The following is a 20,356-nucleotide window of genomic DNA, read 5'->3' on the forward strand; positions in this document are numbered from 1 at the left end:
ATGACGGCAGCGGTCGCCATTTCCTGCGGACCGAGGGGGCCGGACTTGGGCGTGCGCACGGGCTGGGTCAGCGGCTGCGCTGGCTCGTGGCGGGGCCTGCTGCACGACGGCTGTGGCCGCCGCCACCGCTACGCGGCTGACCACCATTGCGGGGCTGACCACCACTGCGTGGCTGTCCACCGGAGCGCGGCTGCCCACCGGAGCGGGCCGGGCCGCCGCGTCGGGCGTTGTTGCTGTTGCGAGGGTTCGCGGCGCGAACTTCCGGCTCGGCCTTCGGCATCGGCTGGACGTAGCGAGCCTGCTCGCCGACCAGGTTCGCCACTGCGGGCGAGTCGGCGGTGACGCGGACGGGCGTGACCTTGATATCGGCCTTGCGCAGCAGAACGGCAGTGTCCTTGCGCTGCTCGGGCAGGACGACGGTCACGACGTCTCCGGCGCTTCCCGCGCGAGCGGTGCGGCCGGAACGGTGCAGGTACGCCTTGTGCTCGGCCGGGGGATCGACGTGGACGACCAGCTGAACGTCGTCGACGTGAACGCCGCGGGCTGCGACGTCGGTGGCGACGAGAACACGGGCCTGGCCGGAGGAGAACGCAGCGAGGTTGCGGTCACGGGCGGCCTGCGAGAGGTTGCCGTGCAGGTCGACGGACGGGATTCCGGCGTCGGTGAGCTGCTTGGCGAGCTTGCGGGCCTGGTGCTTGGTGCGCATGAACAGGATGCGGCGTCCGGTGCCGGAGGCGAGCTGGTGGACCAGCTTCTTCTTGGCTTCGACGCCGTCGACCTCGAACACGCTGTGCGTCATGGCCTCGACGTGTGAGGTGGCCTCGTCGACGGAGTGCGTGATCTGGTTGTGCAGGAATCGCTTGACCAGCTTGTCGACGCCGTTGTCCAGGGTCGCGGAGAACAGCATGCGCTGGCCCTTGTCCGGGGTGGCGGCGAGGATGCGGGTGACGACAGGCAGGAACCCGAGATCGGCCATGTGGTCTGCCTCGTCGAGGACGGTGATCTGAACGCCGTCGAGGGTGAGGTGGCGCTGCTTCATCAGGTCTTCGAGGCGACCGGGGCAGGCGACGACGATGTCGACTCCGCCCTTGAGCGCGGAGACCTGGCGGACCTGTGAGACACCACCGAAGATCGTGGTGACCTTCAGCGAGTACGCGGACGCGAGGGGTTCGATCGCGACGGCGATCTGGGTGGCGAGCTCACGCGTCGGCGCGAGGATCAGGCCACGGGGGCGGCCGGGCTTGCGGTTACCGGGAAGCTGGCCGGCGAGGCGAGCAACCATCGGGATCGAGAAGGCGAGTGTCTTGCCGCTGCCGGTCTTTCCGCGTCCGAGCACGTCGCGTCCCTGCAGTGTGTCGGGGAGTGTGTCGGCCTGGATGGGGAATGCCTCGGTCTTGCCCTGGCTCGCGAGTACATCCGCGATGGCCTGGGGTACGCCGAGTGCAGAAAAAGTCTGTGGGGTCGTCATAGTGATGAAAAGTGCCTTTCGGGCAGGGTGTTGCACCTGCGGGCCTTCGGGCCGAGATGCAAGGTGGCGAGACTGCCGGTGGGCAGTTTCGATCGCCGTAAGAGAAGCCTGTGCAGGGTGCACATGGAGGTTCGGGAGCATTCCACGACGTCTGGCGTGCAGCTACGCGCGCCGTTGACGAGTGTAACCGAGTCGGTGCTCGGTATCTTCCCGCCGCAACCCGTCATGCGGCGTCGTCGTCGAAGAGACCGGTGATCATCACGTTCTCGATCGTCGAGCTGTACAGCTCGACCACCGGCATCGGCGGCGCACTCGAGTCATAGCTGTGCCCGGTGGGTGAGATGAGCCGGTAGCGGTGTCGCGCGTTGCGTTTGTCTCGCCATGCTTCGGCTGTCCAGCCCGCACCTTCTTTGGCGTAATTGCATGCGGCACAAAGGCCCGCGCCGTTCTCGGCACTCGTTCTGCCACCCGCGGAGTGCGGTCTGATGTGATCGTGGTGACGGATCGGTGCGTCGCACCACGGGGTTCGGCAGGTGCGATCGCGGAGATCGATCAGGCGTCCCAGCGCGGTGGGAAATGCGCGCGAAGTGGACTCCACTGCCGTCAGCGCACCGGACGTCGGGTGCGCGTAGAGGCGGCGTAATGCGACGTGCGTCTCACTGTCGAGTGTGTCTCGGATCAGTTGCCGTACGACATCGGACGGAATGTCGCCGTAGCCGTGCATGTATGCGGACGTGTCACCGCCGGCGAGGAGGGTGGAATCGGAGATGACGATGTCGACGGTCACCGGCGGTCCCTGTGCTGCTGATGCGCCGGTGACCCGCTCGAATACGAGGTCGACCATGATCTGGTCGCGGGTCCGCGTGTCACCGCCGGAGTTGATGATGGTGTCGGCGTCTCGTCGCAGCGTCGCCCACATGCAGACCATCTTCTCCATCGAGGTGAGGACCGTGAAGAAGCCCATCGATTCGGGTGCGGGACGGGTGCTGGTGCGGCGGGCGGCGTAGGCCTTGGCACGTCGTTTCACCTGGGAGGCGGCGTCGAGTTCGTTGGCGAGTGCGCGGGCGCGGCCTTCGATGGTGCGGTCGCCGGCACCGGCCAGTGTGGCGGGGTCTGCGCACAGTCGTTCGTCGATGGTGCGGCGATCGTCGACGGTGAGGCATGAGGTTTCGCGAGCGAGGATCATGGCGCGCCACTCGTTGAGTTCCCCGGCTTTCAGCCGCGCGAGGGTGTGCGGCATTTCGTGAACGAGCGCGCGAGCGAGTCCCAGGTGAGTGCCCCCACGGTTCGGTGATTCGCGCCGAGCCAGTCCGATTTGCGACGCAATACCATTGCGCCACTGGGATTTCGGCTTGCCGCGCTCCTTGCGTTCGTTGCTGATGGCTGTCGCGACGGCGTCCGTCACCACGGCTTGGGTTGCCACGCTGGCGCACTTGACGGTCTCGAGAGCGGAGATCAAATCGATGCCGGCTGCTGCGTCGGCGTCGAACTCCGATGACTGAAGTCGCGCGACGAAGCGCAGCACTTCAGCGGACGTCAACGGTGAATCTTGTACGGCTGTGACCACGAGTTCCTCCCCAGTACTCGAATGCATGTTCGATGATACGGAGAGATTCCTGGCTGCGCAATAGTTGCCAGCAATTCGGGAGGGTGGAGCGCGAAGTCGACTCGTGGTGCCCTCGGCAGGATTCGAACCTGCGACCTACCCTTTAGGAGAGGGTTGCTCTATCCCCTGAGCTACGAAGGCTGGTGATCGTTCTGCTGATCCGAAGCCATTGTCCAGCAACGGCTTTCGATCCATCGAACAATCGGTTGCGGATGGGTCTGCCGCCGCACTGCACAGCTGGCCCGCATCGCGCTCGCTAGTCTAGCGGCCCTTGGTGTCGATCGTGAAGCAGGTTGCCGCTGCTCCTCCCCGTCCCGGTCGGCGATGCGATCAAGTTCAGGACGGTGCGGTGCTGGTGAGCGGTGTGATCGGCAGCCGATTCGATGCCGACGAAGCACTGGATGTCGCGGGCGAAGGCGTCGAGCATCCTCGAACAAACGCGCGCGCATTCGCCAAACGCGCGCAGAGTCGCCGGCCACTGGCTGTCTATTCCGCTCGCACCTGACAAACGCGAGCGCATTTGCGGATCCTGAGGACCAGCCCGCCCACCATCTAATCCGCCGCGATAGCGTCCACGATGCTCAGTCGAGAGGCGTGCACGGCAGGTGGAGCCGAACCCAACAGCGACAGGCCGAGGGCAACGAGTCCGTACAGCAGCACCGACCAGCTCGCGGTGTAGGCGACCGGAATTCCGATGCTGGCTCCGAGGATCAGGGTGCTCAGGTATTGCAGACCCGCACCGATGATCAGGCCGAGCACACCACCGACGACGCCGACCGAGAGCGCCTCGGCGAGCACCATTCGCGCCAGGGTTCCGCGGCCACCGCCCATGGCGCGCAGCACCCCCAGTTCGCGGCGACGCTCGAGTACCGACAGTGTCAACGTGTTGAGCAACGCGACGGCAGCGACGAGCGCCACGATCCACTGCAACGCGATGGCCAGGGCACCGGACTGTCGGATAGCGGCGCTCGTTCCCTCTAGTGCGGCGTCGCCGGTGTAGACGAAAGCCTCGGGTGGCAGCGCCGCGCGCAGCGAATCCTGGACTGCCGCAATGTCTCCGTCGACGCTGATCTCGAGGTAGGTAGCCCCGGGTCGGTCGTACCAACGTTGCATCGAATCCAGCGAGATCGCCATGGTCCCGCCGGCGGCGTTGATGTATTCGACCAGGTCCAGCACTCGCACGGTCTGCACCCCGGTCGGCGTCGGCAGATCGATGGAGTCACCCACCGAGACACCGAGTGTTCTACCGAACCCCTCTGACAGCACCACACCGTCACCGGCGAGCACTGCCGCGCGCACGTCGTCGGAGAGCGATGCGAGCGTCACCGCGTTGCTACCGTCGGCGACCCCCTGGATGGATACCGTCTCGCCGTCGATCGTCGCGTATGCCCACTGTCCCTCGACGATGCGAGAGACCCCCGGCGTCGCCCGGACAGCGTCATCGACCGAGGCGGGAACGATCGGGCCCGACGGTATGGCGTCGGGTGAGGTCATCGACACGTACAGGTCGGTGTTCGCCAAGGACGACAACGATTCGGCTGCCGAGTCGGTCATGTTGGTCAGCGAACCCGACACTCCCACACTGACTCCCACGGCGATCACGATCGTCATCACGGTTGCCCAGATTCGCCGTGGGGCGCGTTCGATGGTGGCGGTCGCGAGGCGTCCGGCACCACCCCAGCGGCGGGGGACCGCTGCGGTGACGGACACGATCGGACCGGTCGCGCCGACGCACAGCGCGACGACGCCGAACATGAACAACGCACCGGCTCCGAGGGTCAACTGCCCGTCGACGTTGACGGCGAACAGGAAGGATCCGGCGACGGCGAACACACCGAACACGGTCGCGGCCAGGGTGAATCGTAGACCGGGGCCACCGGAGGTCTCTCCGCCGCCGACTGCGAGCGCTTCGATCGGCGAGATGCGATACACCTGCACGGCGGCGACGGCCGACGCCCCGACGCAGGCCAGCACGCACGCGACGATCGCCACCGGAATCGCGAAGCCGGGCAGCACGTATTCGATTCGCGCATCGAAGGCTTGGGAGAGGAACGGCGGCAGACTTTCGATCGCGATGCGGCCCATCATGATTCCCAGCGGAACACCGACGGCACCGCCGACGAGACCGACCAACACGGACTCGAACAGCAGGTCGCGGACGATGTCGCCGCGGCGGCCGCCGACTGCCCGGAGCAGAGAGATGGTGGGTCGACGTTTCGCGATGGCCATGTTCATGACGTTGAAGACGAGGAACGCCGCGACGACGAACGCGATGAGCGAGACCATCAGTGTCGCATTGCGAGTCAGGCTCATGGCCTGGTTCGCGCGGTCGGCCCGGAAGTCCGGATTCATCACCGACACCCGGCCCGCCAATGCGGTATCGAGGTCGGCGCGCAGAGTGTCGCCGCTGCCGAGGACGAAGATCGAATCGAGCTGACCCGCGCGGTCGGTGAGCGTCTGAGCCGTCGGGATGAGCGCGACGGCGAACATGCCCCCACCGATGCGCTGCGTTCCCGGGCCGTCGACCACACCGACCACCGCCGTCGGAACATCGTCGATGGTGACGGTGTCGCCCTGCGTCAGACCCGTTGCGGCTCCGACCAATACGCCGGCCGGATCGGTGAGCAACCCTGCCGCGTTGCCGACTGCACCTTCCAGATCGGATTGCAGTGCCGTGATGGATGAGTCGACACCGAGAATCGTCAGGTCTCCGACGTCGGATCGAACGGTGCTGCGCAGCAATGGAACCGCTGTCTCGACGCCGGGAACAGCACGGACGGCGTCGAGTTCGCTCTGATCGAAGCCCGAGTCGGTGACACCGACGATCTCGTAGTTCGCGTTACCGGCGATCGACACGGCGAGACGCTCGACGGATCCGGTCAAGGAGCCGTACGTGCCGAGGACGGCGATGAGCAGCCCGGCCGCGACGGCGACGACGCCGGCCGAGACCAGCGAACGCACCCAGTGCATGCGGAGATCGCGAAGGCTGATGACTCTGAATCTGCTGAGCGCGGTGCCTATCACCGATCGAGGCCCGCGGTCGGGGTATCGGTCTCGACGCGACCGTCGATCATGCTGACGATGCGATCGGTGGACCGTGCCGCCTCGAGGTCATGGGTCGCCATCACCACTGCTCGACGACCGTTGCTGGCGTGCGCCACGTCGGCGAGGATTTCGAGGACGTTGTGGGAGGTTTTCGAATCGAGATTGCCGGTCGGTTCGTCGGCGATCAGCAGCGCCGGATCCATCATCAACGCCCGGGCGATCGCGATGCGCTGGATCTGACCACCGGACAACTGTGCCGGCCGGTGCTCGGATCGGTTCGAGAGTCCGACCATGTCGAGCAGACGCATCGCGTCGGTCTTGGCCTTCTTGATGGGTGTGCCGTCGAGCAGTTTGGGCACGGCGACGTTCTCCCACGCGGACATCGTCGGCAGCAGGTTGAAAAATTGGAAGACGAACCCCACCTGATGGCGTCGAAAATCGGATTGGGCGTTGTCGTCGAGGGTGGTGACCTCGACGTCGTCGAACCGGATGGAACCAGACGTCGGCGTGTCGAGAGCGCCGAGCATGTGCAGCAGCGTCGACTTTCCGGCACCGGACGGCGCGACGAGCGAGACGAACTGGCCACCCTCGATCGTGAGATCGATACCGTCCAACGCGCGTACCGGTTGCTCGCCGGTGGGGTACTCCTTGACCACACCGGACAGCTCGAGCTTCAAATTGGTCATGCAACGATCCCCTGCTCCTCGAATACTTCCGACGCTACCTGCCGTCGGGTCGAGAAACCGGTCGGAGTTCTCAGATCACGCTGCGCCGCGCGAGGATTCGAGCCGCCGCGCCACCAGTGCGGCCTGCAGGTGCCGAATTCCCGAGGGACGGGTGGGGTCGAACCCGGTGAGTTGGGCGATCCGCTTGAGGCGGTAATCGACGGTGTTGGTGTGCAGATGGAGCTGGCGAGCGGACCGCTGACGGTTCAGATCGTGCGAGATGTGGATCTCGAGGGTCTCGAGCAGCTCGGGGGACGAATCGAGGGGCTCGAGGATCTGGGTCAGGTGGCGACGGCCGGGGCCAGGCCGCGTGAGCTGGTACTCCAGCACCAGGTCGTCCATGCGGTACAGGCCGGACGGGCGGTGCAGCTGGTGTGCCAACGACAGCAGTTCGTGTACCTGATCGGCTGCGGTGGGGATGTCGGCGGTTGCGGCCTGCTCGGCGGTGACGGTGACGGGAACCTCGGCGGCGGTACCGATGCGATGCACCAGGGCCTCGACCCACTCGTCGTCGTGTGTGCCGGGAATGAGCACGGTGCCACCCTCGGTGCTGAGCAGAGAGAGGGGAGTGCGACCGCAGATCGTGGCCAGCTCGGCCTGGACGCGGCGCAGCTTTCTGCGGGCGGCGACGGTCTTCTGGATGTTGGGGTCGTTCTCGTCGGGGTGCGGCGGCACCGAGATGGCGAGCACGAGGTAACTGTCGGCGAGTTCGATGCCGGACTGACGGGCCATCGAGACCGCGTTGTGTCCGCTGAGCAGCGAGGTCACCAGGGTGTGTGCTGCCGTGTGGTGCTCGCTGGCGACCGCCTGGAGTTCCTCGACGTAGCTCTTGCTGGCGGCGATGGACACCTTCTCCGACAGCAGCACGAACATCCGGGCGGCCTCGATCAGTTGCGCGGCATCACCCTCGCCTGCCCTCTTGGACACCAGATTCCAGCCGATCTGGATGCCCTCGTGGTAGACGCTGAGCACGGACTCGAGGGGCACACCCTCGCGGGCCCACTGGCTGGCCTTGGCGCGGAGTTCGGCCAGGTCGGACTCGGCCGGAGCACGCCGTTCGTCGAGCATCTGCACGGCGATACTGATGCACTTGACGGTGAATTCGGTGACGTCGCCGTGGAGCTGTTCGCCCGGCAACGACCCGCAGGGGGTGTTGGCGGCGAAGTGCCCCACGAGGAGCCGTGCCACTGCACGGAAGTCGCGAAGAGGAGCCGACGCAGGCTGACCCGCGACCATGATTCCGAGGCTAGTCGAGTTGTGAACGGTCACAGATCAACCCTTCGTGTTGGGATCTTCAGGTCATCGGAGAGCAAACTTACTTGCGCGTATCGATGCGCTTCCGCGGCTCAATGTATGCAATCCCCGACGAAACCGCGGCGTTTTCGTACTTCAAGTTTGTTTCCCGGCCTCTAACAGGGTCGATCATAGGTTGTTATCAACGCGTGATCCACCATTTCGGCAAAACTCGTTGTGACCTGTCTCGAGCGCGCTCCCCGAGCGCTTGCGACTTGCCCTAAACAATCCGCAAGCGCTCCGCGGTGCGAGTTCGGCGGATCTACCTTTGTCTCCGTCGGAGTGGGTAGGCGGGCGACGAAGGGGCGGTCATGCGCAGTGATATCGGGCAGTTCGCGGTTCTGCGAGAACTGTTGCCGACCATCGAGGCCAACCTGGCTCGTCATCGCGCCGAGGCCGCGCCGTGGGAACCGGCCGACTACGTCCGAGCCGAGATGTACTGGGGTTCGCGGCCCTCGACCTTGACCGAGGCCGCCAAAGCGGCACTGGTGACCACTCTGCTGGTCGAACAGAACATTCCGCTCTACCGGCGAGATACCGCTGCCTCCGAGGTCGGGGTCTGGCCGTCGTGGCTCACGGAGTGGAGCGACGAACGGACCCGGCATGCAGTGGCCGTCACCGACTACCTGGTGGCCACCCGCAGCGTCGATCCGGTCGCCCTCGGTCGAGCCCGAGCGCAGTGTATGACGGTGGGTTTCGACGCCCCGATGAACGGAGCGCACCTGCTCCGGTCGCTGGCCCAGGTCACCCTCGACGAGTCGGTGTCGAGCATCTGTCATCGCAACACTGCCGCTCAGTGCCACGATCCGGTGGCCGATCGCCTGCTCGGACGCATCGTCGCCGATCAGGATCTGCATGTCCGCTTCTTTTCCGACCTGGTCTCCGCGGCGCTCGAGGTGGCACCGTCGCTCACCGTCACGGCGATCACCGAGGTCGTCATGAACTTTCAGCTGCCGGGCACCAACCTGCCGGGGTTCGCGCGCAGCGCGATGCTCATCTCGCGGGACGGAATCTACGATCTGCGCCGCCATCTCGACGATGTTCTGCGACCCCTGTTGTCGCAGTGGCGCATCTTCGAGCGCACCTATCTCGGTGCCGGAGCCCGCAGCCGCGACCAACTGGCCGACTATCTCGATCATCTCGACGCCCAGGACGCCGCAACCCAGCTCGGCCGCACACGAGTCCGGGAATACTCGAACGCATTGCGCGCCAGCTGACACCACATACCCCGGGGGGTCCGTGGGACCGGTGCCTCTTCGGTTCGATTCGAATCGAAGAGGCGCTCGGGCGGACCCCATCGACTAGCCTGAACGCCTATTCGTCATACGCGCGAGGATTGGTTCTCGCGCAAGACCGGAGGCCCGAAACGTGACAGGCTCTCGACCGATCATCGTCGGTATCGACGGATCCGCTGCAGCGGACAAGGCCGTGATCTGGGCGGCTCTCTGCGCTCACCGACGGGATCGGCGATTGCACATCGTCACTGCCGTCGACATGCCGGGGGTGGTCGACCTGAGCGAATTCGCAGGAGAAGCAACCGAATTCGTTGCCACTGCCAAGTCGAGGTTGGTGGCGGCAGAAACGCTGGCCGCACTGGTCGTCGACGATCCAGCCTTCGAGGTGACCTCCAGTGCCGTCGAGGGCGGCGTGATGGATGTTCTCATCGGCGTCTCGGCGCAGGCCGAGATGCTGGTGATCGGGGCCAGCGAAACCGGCGCTGTCACACTCTCGTTGGCCGCGCACAGCGTGTCCCCGGTCGCGGTGGTGCGAGGCCGCGACATCGATGGCCGCCCGGTTGCCGAGGGGCCGGTGATCGTCGGTATCGACGGCTCGGACGTCAACCAGGCTGCGGTCGAGTGGGCTTTCGTCGAAGCATCCGCTCGGGGTGCCGTGCTGATCGCGGTTCACGTGTGGTCCGATGTCGATCTCACCCAGTCGTTCGGCCGTGCGCCCAAGGACTGGCAGGCCATCGCCGACGGCGAGGAGGTTCTGCTGGCAGAGAGCCTCGCCGGCTGGCAGGAGAGGTTCCCCGACGTCGAAGTGCAGCGCGTCGTCGCTCAGGACCGTCCGGTGCGGGTTCTGAGCGGACTGTCCGAAACCGCGGCGTTGATCGTGGTGGGCAACCGGGGGCGCGGCGGATTCGGTGGAATGCTGTTGGGCTCCACGAGTTTCGCGCTCGTCAACACCGCGGACTGCCCCGTGCTGGTGGTGCGGAAAGCGCTCACATAGCGACGGTCAGCAGGAAGCTCACGTCTTCGAGGGCCTCGACGCTGTGGCGGGCGTCGGGGATGACGAGAAGGTCGCCGGTCGAGCCCTTCCAGGAGCGCTCACCGGAGATCAGTTCGAGCTTGCCACTGAGTACCAGGACGGTCGACTCGCCGGAGAGGTCGTGTTCGGCCAGCTTGTTCCCTGCGGCCAGAGCCACGACCGTCTGCCGCAGGTGGCGCTGGTGACCGCCGTACACCGTCTGCGAACTGCGGCCACTCGACGCGCCGACTGCAAGTTTGAGCTGTTGGCGGGCAAGGGCGGTGAGTGACTTCTTGTCCATGATCGTCAGTATGACGCACCGCTCGCAGTCGCGACGGGGGAATCCTGAACGCGCTCAAGAAGGTTGGGTAGGCTTTCCGTACTCCACGAAGCGGAATCGGGTCCCGTCGACCCGGCTGTTCTGCCATTCGCCCGCCGTCGCGACCCAGCCGGCCGGAATCTCGGGAGCCCTCGTGTCGCCCTCGACGTCGAGATCGATTTCGGTCACCTCCAAGTGGGTCGCGATATCCATTGCACTGCGATAGATTTCGCCGCCGCCCATGACCCAGACCGAGCTCTCGCCCACCAGGGCCACGGCGTCGGCGACACTCGATGCGTTCTCGGCACCGTCGGCGGTCCACGAGGAGTTGCGGGTGACCACGATGTTGCGACGGCCGGGCAGTGGACGGAACTTCGCGGGCAGTGAGTCCCAGGTCTTACGGCCCATGATCACCGGATGCTCGGCCGTCTTCGACTTGAAGTGAGCCATGTCCTCGGGGACGTGCCAGGGGATCGATCCCGCGTCTCCGATGACGCCGGCGGTGGTCTGAGCCCAGATAAGGCCGACGAACTGCGGTGCACTCACACCGCTACCGGGGCCTTGATCGCCGGGTGATGCTGGTAGTCCACTATCTCGATGTCCTCGTAGGTGTAATCGAAGATCGAATCCCGTTGCGCCAGTTTGAGAGTGGGGTACGGATACGCCTCGCGTGAGAGCTGCTCGGTGACCTGCTCGCGGTGGTTGTCGTAGATGTGGCAGTCGCCGCCGGTCCAGACGAACTCGCCGACCTCGAGGCCGGTCTGCGCCGCCACCATGTGCGTGAGCAGTGCGTAGCTGGCGATGTTGAACGGCACGCCGAGAAACATGTCTGCGCTGCGCTGGTAGAGCTGGCAGGAGAGTCTTCCGTCGGCCACGTAGAACTGGAAGAACGCGTGGCACGGCGGGAGCGCCATCCGCGGGATCTCGCCGACGTTCCATGCCGAGACGATCATTCGCCGCGAATCCGGATCGGTCTTCAGGGTCTCGATGACCTGGCTGATCTGGTCGATGTGCTCGCCCGACGGGGTGGGCCACGATCGCCACTGCACTCCGTAGACGGGGCCGAGCTCGCCGTCCGGAGCTGCCCACTCGTCCCAGATGCTGACGCCGCGCTCTTGGAGCCACGTGGCGTTCGAGTCTCCGCGCAGGAACCACAACAGCTCGTAGACGATCGACTTCAGGTGGACCTTCTTGGTGGTGATCAACGGGAAGCCCGCTGCCAGATCGAAGCGCATCTGATGCCCGAACACGCTGGTGGTGCCGGTTCCCGTGCGGTCGGATTTCGCCGTCCCGGTATCGAGGATGTGGCGCAGCAGATCTTCGTACGGAGTCGGAACCATCACGACGGTCATCGTAGCTGCATACTGGACGCATGCCGGAATTACCCGAGGTGGAAGCCCTTGCCGGCTTTCTGCGCGAGCATGCCGTCGGAGCCGTGATCGGCCGAATCGACATCGCTGCGCTCAGCGTTCTCAAGACATTCGATCCGCCGATCACCGAGCTGCAGGGCAAGGACGTCACCGATGCCGCCCGCTTCGGAAAGCACCTGGCACTTCGAGCCGGTGACCTCTGGCTGATCACCCATCTCTCGCGTGGAGGATGGCTGCGGTGGGTGGACAACCCCAGCGCCGCGCCGCCGAAGCCGGGCAAAGGGCCCCTCGCGCTGCGGATCCACTTCTTCACCCCCGAGGGAGCGACGCCCGCGATCGATCTGACCGAAGCGGGGACCAAGAAGCGGCTGGCGGTATGGGTGGTACGCGATCCGCAACAGGTGGCGAGTATCGCCCGGCTCGGACCCGACGCGATGACGGTCACCGAGCTCGAATTCGCCGAGATCCTCAGCAGCACCACCGCGCGGCTGAAGACCTCGTTGGTGGATCAATCGCTGTTGGCCGGCATCGGCAATGCCTACTCGGACGAGATACTGCACGTGGCGAAGCTCTCGCCGTTCGCATCGTCGAGCAAGCTCGATCCCGAGGCCGTCGGGGCGCTGTACGCGGCGATGCGCTCGGTGCTGTCCGACGCGGTGGCCCGCTCGGCCGGGCAGGATGCGGCGCGTCTGAAGGGGGAGAAGAGATCGGGGATGCGCGTGCACGCCAGAACCGGACTTCCGTGCCCGGTGTGCGGCGACCCGGTCCGCGAAGTCGCCTACGTCGATCGCTCTTTTCAGTACTGCGCGACGTGTCAGACGGCCGGCAAGATTCTCGCCGACCGTCGCATGTCGCGACTGCTCAAGTGACGGGCTCGAGCTTCTGGCTGTCGTAGCCCCGGTAGCCTTCCCACGCCTTGCGACGGTCGCTCCGTGGGTCCTTCTGTACGCGGGTGCGGGTGTCGAAGATCAACGTCTTGCGGTCGGCCTCGTTGTACGCCGGCCACGATTCGAGGGGTTTTCCGTTGGTGGCGAACGCAATCCAATTCGACTGGACCTGCTCGGTGACCTCGGCGAATGCCTTCCGCCCGCCTGCCAGCGTCAGCGCCTTGCCGAACAGTGTTTCGCTGATGCCGAACACGGCGAACAACTCGAAGCCGTGGGTGGCGTCGAATCCGAGCAGCTTCATCGACCGCGGGGCGAAGTCGAACCGGTAGAAGTACGTGGGTGCATGACGCGAATGTCCTTCGGCCACTTCGAGCGAGGGCTTCCAGAAGGTGAAGTCGCCGCCGAAGTCGATGGCTGCCCGCTCGTTGGGGTAGCCCCGGTAGCCTGAAGTGACCACTGCCTCGGCGTCGGGATCGGTGAGGGAGAACAGCTTGGTGATCCGCTCGGGATTGGTGGGCAATGCGTCGAGGAACTTCGGAAACAGTGTTCCCTCACGGGCATTGGTGCCGATGATCAGCGGGACGCGGTGCGCCGTTCCGTTCGCGTAGGCCTCGACCGGGCTGACCGGGAGGAAGTCGCCGTCGATCACCGGGCCGAACGGGAGCAGCCCCGGGGTGCGGTGCAGGGTGGTGAGGCCGAGTTTGGTGCCCGCCCGACCGAGCCGGAGCACCTCGGCGTTGTCGAGGGTCTCGGTGGCGGTCTCGACCGTGCCGCCGAGGTAGCCGACGTACTCGCGCGCCCACTGGTCGGCGCGCTCCTTGGTGGCCGTCATTCCCGGGGCTGAACTTTCGGATATGGCCTGCGCGAACAGGCCTTTCGCGGCGGGAACGGTCATGAGAGTGGTGACCGCATTGCCGCCCGCGGACTCGCCGAAGATGGTGACGTTGTTCGGATCGCCGCCGAAGTTAGCGATGTTGCGCTGCACCCATTCCAGCGCCGCAACCTGATCCCGCAAGCCCAGGTTGGAGTCGAACGGCCGCTCGGGAGTGGAGAACTGGGACATGTCGAGGTAACCCAGTGCGCCGAGTCGGTAGTTGACAGACACGTAGATGATGCCGTCGCCGTCCTTCAGCGAGCGGCGTACCAGAGAGCCGCCGCCGTACAGCGGGGTCGCCGATGTGCCGAGCGTGTAGGCACCACCGTGGATGAACACCATGACCGGCCGCGGGCTCGCGCTCGGTGTGCTCGGGGCCAACACGTTGAGCGTCAGGCAATCCTCGCTCGACGGTTGGTACTTGCCCACTGCGAGCATCGTTCCGCGCTTGTGCTGAACGGAGGCATTGCCCCACTCGGTGGCGTCGCGCACACCCGACCAGGGTTCGGTCGGTTGGGGCGCTCTGAAACGAAGCGGTCCGACGGGCGGGGCGGCGTAAGGAATGCCTCGCCAGGTGATCAGATCACCCACCGGCTTTCCCTCGATGATGCCGTCCGATGTGGTCACGCGGGTCGTCACAGCCATGTCGCGAGTGTACTGATCTCTCCTTACCCGCGGGTAAGAACAGCGGGGGACGGGCACACGGCAGACTCGAGGGCATGTACTTCGAGTACCGCGCCGAGATCGTGCAGCTGCTGCGAGCGCCCACACACGCCTATTTCGGCAGATCCAAGGACGGCCCGGCCGACGTACCGACCGACCTGCCGGAGAGTGTCGAGATCGTGGCCCACAAGGGCATTCGGGGCGATCGGTTCTTCGGCGTGCGGGCGCACACCGAAGCGGCGGTGAGCTTTCTGGCCGTCGAGGCCTGGGAGGCAGTGGGGGATGTGCTCGGCGTCGAGGTCCCCGACCCGGCCGTGGCCAGGCGAAACGTCGTCGTGCGTGGGCTCGAGCTCGACCCGTTGCGAGGTCGGGAATTCGAACTCGATTCCGGTGACGGGTGGATCCGCTTTCGCGGTGGACGACCGGCTCACCCGTGCGCGTGGATGGACCGGATGGTCGTCGACGGTGCCCGTAAAGCGTTGATCGGTCGCGGCGGGCTTCGCGTGGAACCGTTGTCCGACGGGATCTTGCGGGTCGGCGAGGTGGCGGTGCGCTCGCCGGTCGAACTCGATGCCTCCCGAGCCGCGCTGTCGGTTCGGCGCGCACAGCCCATCTGACGTCAAGTCGGACCCACTCTTGCTCACGAAGTAAATCTGTGCCCATAATGTGAGCAATGGTGCGACGCATCACACCGGTCCGTCTTCAATGGCGACGGTCACTCTCTCTGGTGGGAAGAACTGCCGATGTCCGACATGTGGATCGTGATCAACACCGTCGTCGCCGTGCTGGCGGTGGTGGTCTTCATCGTTCGTTTTCACTTCAATCCGGTGATCTCGCTGGTTCTCGGGGCCGCGTATCTGGGTCTGGCGACCAAGCTCGGAGTGTCGACCACCGTCGACACCATCACGGGCGGGTTCGGCGAGATCATGGCCGAGGTGGGGCTGCTCATCGCCTTCGGAGTCCTGATGGGTTCGGTGCTGCAGGAGATGAGCGCCATCCAACGACTCGTCGGCACCTTGCTCAAAACGTTCGGGCCCAAACGACTCCCGTACGCGTTGTCGCTGACCATCGCGACCGTGCTGCAGTCCATCTTCCTCGACGTGCTCCTGGTGATCTCCGCTCCGCTCGCTCGAAACCTCGCCCCCAAGATCGGCAAGTACGGTACGGCGAGAATGGCCACCGCACTGGCCATCTCGCTCGAATGCGGCATCGTGTTCATGGTCCCCGGTGTCGCGACGCTCGCGCTGGCCGGACTGCTCGGAGTGCCCCTGGGCAAGATGATGATCTACGGGTTGATCCTGATCGTTCCGGTCGTCGTGCTGTCGGTGGCCATCATGTCGTTCGTCTTCCGACACGGTTGGTGGAACGAGGAGAAGGACGAGCAGCAGATCACCGTAGTCGAGCAGCCTGTGGTTCCAGAGCCCGCCGATTCCGAGGACGAGCCCCTCGAAACCGGAGGTGGCGTGGCGCAGAAGGTGCGCACCGAGAAGCAGACGTCGCTGCTGGTGTTGCTCTCGCCGCTGCTGCTCGCGCTCGTTCTCATCGCAGTCGGAGCGGTACTCGAAGTCGCCGAAATATCGGTTCCGGTGGTCGAATTCATCGCCAGCCCGGTCATCGCGCTGCTCATCGGCTTGGTGGGCACCTGCCTCATCGGCCGCTATCACGTCGGACAGGCACGAGTGGAGAAAGCTCTCGCCCGTGGTTTCGCCGAGAGCGGCCAGATTCTCATCCTCACCGGTGTCGGTGGTTCGCTCGCGGCCGTCATCAACGAGGCGGGTCTCGGCGACATCCTCGGCCAGTACTTCACCGCCAGCACCGCGGCTCCGCTGTTGATGGTGTGGGTCATCGCTGCCGCGTTGCACATCGCCGTGGGCTCGGTGACGATCTCGGCCATCACGTCCGCGGGCATTCTGGCACCGGTCGCTCCGTTGATCGGGCTCGATCCGGTGTTCATCGCGCTCGCCGCCGGTGCCGGATCGCTGTTCGCCGTGCACGTCACCAGCAACACATTCTGGCTGCTGCAGTCCTTGATGGGACAGTCGACCAGGGGCACACTCAAGACGTGCTCGGTGGGCGTCTCGGTGGCATCGGTCATCGCCATCGCGTTGATCGTGCCGATGAGCTGGATCCTGTGAGCCCTGATTTTGTGAGTATCGAAAGGAACACGATGGCATTGCCGCTCAGCGGAGTTCGAGTTCTCGAGCTCGGCAACTACATCGCCGCCCCCACCGCGGCGCGCATGCTTGCCGATTTCGGTGCCGAGGTGATCAAGGTCGAACGGCCGGGAACCGGAGACGAACTGCGTAACTGGCGGCTCTACTCCGGCACCACATCGATGCTGTATCGCACGATCAATCGAAACAAGAAGTCGATCGTGCTGGACCTGCGTACCGAACAGGGACGCAAGGACGTCGTCGACCTCGCTGCCAAGTGCGACATCGTGCTCGAGAACTTCCGGCCCGGCACTCTGGAGAAATGGGGTATCTCGCCGGAGGTGCTCTCTGCCGCCAACCCTGAATTGATCATCACGCGCATCTCGGCTTTCGGTCAGACCGGCCCGATGTCGCAGCGACCCGGATTCGCCGCTGTCGCAGAGGCATACGGCGGTTTTCGCAATCTCGTGGGTGATCCGGACCGGCCACCGGTCCGAGTGGGAGTCTCGATCGGCGACTCGATCGCCGGACTGTACGCCGCGTTCGGTTGCGTCATGGCACTGTTCCAGCGGCAGACACAGCGCGCGGCGCAGGCACCCGACGAGCAGTCGCCGCTGACGTTGGCGCAGCGTTCCATCGATGTGGCGCTGAACGAATCGATCCTGTCGATGATGGAATCGCTGATTCCGGATTACCTCGCCTACGGTGTCGAACGTGAGCGCACGGGCGGCCGCATGGAGGGCATCGCCCCGTCGAACGCGTACCCGTGCAACGACGGTCACTCGATCATCATCGCCGGCAACGGTGACGCGATCTTCCAGCGCTACATGGAGACCATCGATCGCCCCGACCTCGGAGCCGATCCGGACCTGGCGTCCAACGCCGGTCGGTGGCGTCGACGCGACGAGCTGGATGCCGCCATCTCGGCCTGGACCGGCTTGCATTCGCGCGAGCAGGCTTTGAAGATTCTCGACGACGCCGGAGTGCCGTCGGGCCCGATCTACACCGCCGCGGACATCGTCGCCGACGAGCAGTACGCCGCCCGCAACATGATTCAGCACTTCTCGGTCGACACCGGAGGCGACAAGCCCACCGACGTCGGATTCGTCGGCGTCGTCCCGGTGATCGGCGACGCGTCCCTGCCGATTCGTTCCGTCGGACCGGATCTGGGCGAACACACCAGGGAAGTACTCTCGACCCTGCTCGGCCGCACCGACGAAGAGATGGGCCTGTAAATGTATCGCTTCGCTCCCGCCGCAGAGCTGCGCGACGTCACGATGCGCGACGGTCTGCAGCTGACCGGCAAGATGCTCCCCACCGATCGCAAGCTCGAGATCATCAGGACCCTCATCGAACTCGGCGTACCGTCGCTCGAGATCGGGTCGATGGCGCGGGGCGACAAGGTGCCCCCGATGGCCAACACTCTCGAGGTCATCGGTGAGCTCACCGCCGAGGAACTCGCCCGATGCTGGGTGTGGGTTGCCACTCCGCGGCATGTCGAGAAGGCCGCGGCCGCTGGGGCTCGCAACTTTCAGTACTGCTTCTCCGCGTCGGACTCGCACAATCAGGCCAACATCGGTCGGACCCCTGAGGTGTCCCTGGCCGCGATGCCAGATGCCGTGGACATCACTCGATCAGTAGACGGTGAGATCGAGCTGTGCATCGCGACCTCCTTCACCTGCCCGTTCGAGGGACAGGTGTCGCCGGATCGCGTCATCGAGATCGCCAACGACCAACGTGCCACCGGCGCAACCGATATCGTCATCTGCGACACCCTGGGGCAGGCGGTACCGGTGCAGGTGCAGTCGCTGATCGAGCGTGTGCGCGCCGAAACTCCCGATCGCAGAGTGGTCTTCCACGGACACGACACCTGGGGCCTGGGCGTCGCGAACACACTCGCCGCGATCTCGGCCGGAGCCACGATGGTCGACGGCTCGCTCGGCGGGCTCGGCGGCTGTCCCTTCGCGCCGGGGGCCAGCGGCAACACCTCGTCGGAGGACATCCTGTTCGCGACACGGCCGGACTGGTTCGAGCCGAAAACCCTGGCGGCCATGGCAACTCTGTCGGAGGAACTGCTCACCGAATTGAACGAGCCCATGCGCTCGAAAACCGTTCAAGGTGCACGTTCCAAGGGTTCATCCAGAACCGGTCGTTCCGCAGGCTCCACTCCTGCCGCCTTCGAGTGGGTCGCATGAGTCGAATCCTCGTCACCAACGAGATCCCCGCGCCGGGCATGGACATCCTGCGCGCCGCAGGAGAAGTGGACCTGCGGGAAGTCGATCACCAGCAGTTGGTCGAGGCCTGCGCCTCGGGTGAGTACTCCGTGGTCGTCTCTCAATTGCGTGATCGGTTCGACGCGGAGTTGCTGGAGTCGGCGTCTCTGGTCGGAATATCCAACTATGCAGTCGGATTCGACAACATCGACATCGCGGCGGCAACCCAGCGGGGCATCACTGTCGCCAACACCCCCGGGGTCTTGACCGATTCGACCGCGGACATCGCGATGTTGCTGATCCTGTCGACGGCCCGCCGCGCCGTCGAGGCCGATGCGTTCGTCCGATCCGGCGCGTTCACCGGCTGGGAGCCCGAACTGCTTCTCGGCAGCGATGTCTCGGGCCGGGTGCTGGGACTGGCCGGCTTCGGCCGGATCGCCCGCGCCACTGCGCGTCGGGCACTGGGTTTCGGAATGACGGTCAAGTTCTGCCCCCGCCCGCCCGGGGATCGCGAGGTCTCCGAGAACGAGCTCGGTGAGTTCGCCGGTCGCGTCGAGCATGCGTCGTGGGACGAGATCGTCACGACCAGCGACTTCCTGTCACTCCATGTTCCGCTGTCGGATTCCACGCACCATCTGGTGGACGCCGCCGTACTCGGGGCGATGAAGCCGTCGGCGATCGTGATCAACACCGCGCGCGGACCGATGGTCGACGAGGCAGCTCTGGTGACCGCACTTCGCGAGGGCACCGTTGCCGCAGCGGGATTGGACGTCTACGAGCGTGAGCCGGCTCTCGAACCAGGCTTGGCGGAGCTGCCCAACACGGTGTTGCTTCCGCATGTGGGGAGCGCGACCGTGTCGGTGCGTTCGGAGATGGCGCGGCTGTGCGCAACCAATGCAGCGGCGATGTTCGGCGGTTCGATGCCGCCGCATCCGGTCAATCCCGACGCCTGGTCTCACGCGGGGTAGCGGCCGCCCAGGGTTCTCGTGATCTGCTCGGCATGGGAGATCAGCAGGTCCACCCAGTCCTCGCACTGCGACTGCGGCATCCGCAGCGTCGGACCGCTGATCGTGACGGCACCGACGATGTCCGCGGCCGAATCGAACACCGGCGCCGACAATCCCGAGGCACCGGTTTCGCGCTCGCCGGTGGTGATCGCGTACCCGTCGGCTCTGGTCTGCGCCAACAGCGTTCGCATCGTCTCGGCCTCGGTCACCGTCTGCTCGGTCATCGATTCGAGTTCGCGAGACAGGACGCGCTCGGCGAGCTCGTCGTCCCAGGCCAACAGGACGCGGCTGGCCGATCCCGCGCTGAGCGGGATGACCTTGCCGACGTACATGTCTCGGCGCAGGGCATGCCGCGTCTCGGCGATTGCGACGCACACGCGGTAGTTCTGTTCGGGCCGAAAGAAGCATGCGGTCTCGGTCGTCAGGTCTCGCATGTTCTTGAGCACGGGGTTGACGATCGACAACACGTCGAGGTCCTTGGTCGCC

At 65.4% G+C, this 20,356-nt stretch carries 19 protein-coding genes and 1 tRNA gene; 9 read left to right on the forward strand and 11 right to left on the reverse strand.

All coding sequences use genetic code 11. The features are described from left to right. Positions 1–67: 67 nt before the first annotated feature. The 3 genes from A2J02_RS11140 to A2J02_RS11150 form a co-directional block, all read right to left on the reverse strand. The gene (locus A2J02_RS11140; RefSeq protein WP_068050079.1) at positions 68–1,468 is read right to left on the reverse strand and encodes a DEAD/DEAH box helicase; all 1,401 of its coding nucleotides are present in this window, start codon (positions 1,466–1,468) and stop codon (positions 68–70) included. Positions 1,469–1,691: 223 nt separating this feature from the next. After that, positions 1,692–3,035 (reverse strand): HNH endonuclease, encoded by a 1,344-nt coding sequence (locus A2J02_RS11145; RefSeq protein ID WP_197478001.1) that lies wholly within the window; start codon positions 3,033–3,035, stop codon positions 1,692–1,694. Positions 3,036–3,139: 104 nt separating this feature from the next. Continuing rightward, a tRNA-Arg gene (locus A2J02_RS11150) sits at positions 3,140–3,215 on the reverse strand. Positions 3,216–3,429: 214 nt separating this feature from the next. On the opposite strand from A2J02_RS11150, the gene A2J02_RS11155 reads away from it, so the two are divergent. Beyond that, complete coding sequence (locus A2J02_RS11155) at positions 3,430–3,579, forward strand: hypothetical protein (protein WP_156516188.1); 150 nt, start codon at positions 3,430–3,432, stop codon at positions 3,577–3,579. Positions 3,580–3,626: 47 nt separating this feature from the next. Here A2J02_RS11155 and A2J02_RS11160 read toward each other — a convergent pair whose 3' ends face one another. The 3 genes from A2J02_RS11160 to A2J02_RS11170 form a co-directional block, all read right to left on the reverse strand. Next, positions 3,627–6,044, reverse strand: a complete 2,418-nt coding sequence (locus A2J02_RS11160) for an FtsX-like permease family protein (protein WP_156516189.1) — start codon at positions 6,042–6,044, stop codon at positions 3,627–3,629. Between the two features lie 50 nt (positions 6,045–6,094). Next, a complete protein-coding gene (locus A2J02_RS11165) occupies positions 6,095–6,796 on the reverse strand; it encodes an ABC transporter ATP-binding protein (protein WP_068050112.1) in 702 nt (233 codons plus the stop codon). Between the two features lie 84 nt (positions 6,797–6,880). Next, positions 6,881–8,113, reverse strand: coding sequence for a PucR family transcriptional regulator (locus A2J02_RS11170; RefSeq protein WP_037191859.1), 1,233 nt, complete (start codon positions 8,111–8,113; stop codon positions 6,881–6,883). Between the two features lie 335 nt (positions 8,114–8,448). Here A2J02_RS11170 and A2J02_RS11175 point away from each other — a divergent pair, with 335 nt between their 5' ends. After that, complete coding sequence (locus tag A2J02_RS11175) at positions 8,449–9,354, forward strand: acyl-ACP desaturase (RefSeq protein ID WP_068050085.1); 906 nt, start codon at positions 8,449–8,451, stop codon at positions 9,352–9,354. A gap of 151 nt (positions 9,355–9,505) precedes the next feature. Beyond that, positions 9,506–10,366: a universal stress protein gene (locus tag A2J02_RS11180; RefSeq protein ID WP_068050086.1), complete on the forward strand. Its 861-nt coding sequence runs from the start codon at positions 9,506–9,508 to the stop codon at positions 10,364–10,366. On the opposite strand, the gene A2J02_RS11185 is transcribed toward A2J02_RS11180, so the two are convergent. The 3 genes from A2J02_RS11185 to A2J02_RS11195 are packed head-to-tail and all read right to left on the reverse strand — an operon-like array spanning position 10,359 to position 12,046. Beyond that, a complete protein-coding gene (locus A2J02_RS11185) occupies positions 10,359–10,685 on the reverse strand; it encodes a cupin domain-containing protein (RefSeq protein ID WP_068050089.1) in 327 nt (108 codons plus the stop codon). The genes A2J02_RS11180 and A2J02_RS11185 overlap by 8 nt on opposite strands. 54 nt (positions 10,686–10,739) lie before the next feature. Beyond that, positions 10,740–11,249 carry a dihydrofolate reductase gene (locus A2J02_RS11190; protein ID WP_068050090.1) on the reverse strand — a complete coding sequence of 170 codons (510 nt, stop codon included), beginning with the start codon at positions 11,247–11,249 and terminating at the stop codon, positions 10,740–10,742. Next, a complete protein-coding gene (locus A2J02_RS11195) occupies positions 11,246–12,046 on the reverse strand; it encodes a thymidylate synthase (RefSeq protein WP_068050114.1) in 801 nt (266 codons plus the stop codon). Before A2J02_RS11195 ends, A2J02_RS11190 begins: the two co-directional genes overlap by 4 nt. Before the next feature lie 29 nt (positions 12,047–12,075). Here A2J02_RS11195 and A2J02_RS11200 point away from each other — a divergent pair, with 29 nt between their 5' ends. Beyond that, a complete protein-coding gene (locus tag A2J02_RS11200; RefSeq protein WP_068050092.1) occupies positions 12,076–12,942 on the forward strand; it encodes a DNA-formamidopyrimidine glycosylase family protein in 867 nt (288 codons plus the stop codon). Here the strand turns inward: A2J02_RS11200 and A2J02_RS11205 are convergent. Then, positions 12,935–14,479: a carboxylesterase/lipase family protein gene (locus A2J02_RS11205; RefSeq protein ID WP_068050095.1), complete on the reverse strand. Its 1,545-nt coding sequence runs from the start codon at positions 14,477–14,479 to the stop codon at positions 12,935–12,937. The two genes, A2J02_RS11200 and A2J02_RS11205, sit on opposite strands and share 8 nt — an antisense overlap. A 74-nt stretch (positions 14,480–14,553) precedes the next feature. On the opposite strand from A2J02_RS11205, the gene A2J02_RS11210 reads away from it, so the two are divergent. The 5 genes from A2J02_RS11210 (at position 14,554) to A2J02_RS11230 (ending at position 19,831) form a co-directional block, all read left to right on the forward strand. Next, entirely contained in the window at positions 14,554–15,114 is a 561-nt protein-coding gene (locus A2J02_RS11210) for a molybdenum cofactor biosysynthesis protein (protein ID WP_068050097.1), read from the forward strand. 126 nt (positions 15,115–15,240) lie between these two features. Next, complete coding sequence (locus tag A2J02_RS11215; RefSeq protein WP_068050099.1) at positions 15,241–16,632, forward strand: GntP family permease; 1,392 nt, start codon at positions 15,241–15,243, stop codon at positions 16,630–16,632. Positions 16,633–16,664: 32 nt separating this feature from the next. Next, entirely contained in the window at positions 16,665–17,885 is a 1,221-nt protein-coding gene (locus tag A2J02_RS11220; protein WP_068050101.1) for a CaiB/BaiF CoA transferase family protein, read from the forward strand. Then, complete coding sequence (locus tag A2J02_RS11225; protein WP_068050103.1) at positions 17,886–18,845, forward strand: hydroxymethylglutaryl-CoA lyase; 960 nt, start codon at positions 17,886–17,888, stop codon at positions 18,843–18,845. It begins immediately after the preceding gene. Then, complete coding sequence (locus A2J02_RS11230) at positions 18,842–19,831, forward strand: 2-hydroxyacid dehydrogenase (protein ID WP_068050105.1); 990 nt, start codon at positions 18,842–18,844, stop codon at positions 19,829–19,831. Before A2J02_RS11225 ends, A2J02_RS11230 begins: the two co-directional genes overlap by 4 nt. Here A2J02_RS11230 and A2J02_RS11235 read toward each other — a convergent pair. Further along, on the reverse strand, positions 19,819–20,356 hold a 538-nt coding region (locus A2J02_RS11235; protein WP_068050107.1), incomplete at its 5' end, for an IclR family transcriptional regulator. The two genes, A2J02_RS11230 and A2J02_RS11235, sit on opposite strands and share 13 nt — an antisense overlap.

The sequence above is a fragment of the Rhodococcus sp. EPR-147 genome (assembly GCF_001647185.1).
Classification (GTDB): domain Bacteria; phylum Actinomycetota; class Actinomycetes; order Mycobacteriales; family Mycobacteriaceae; genus Rhodococcoides.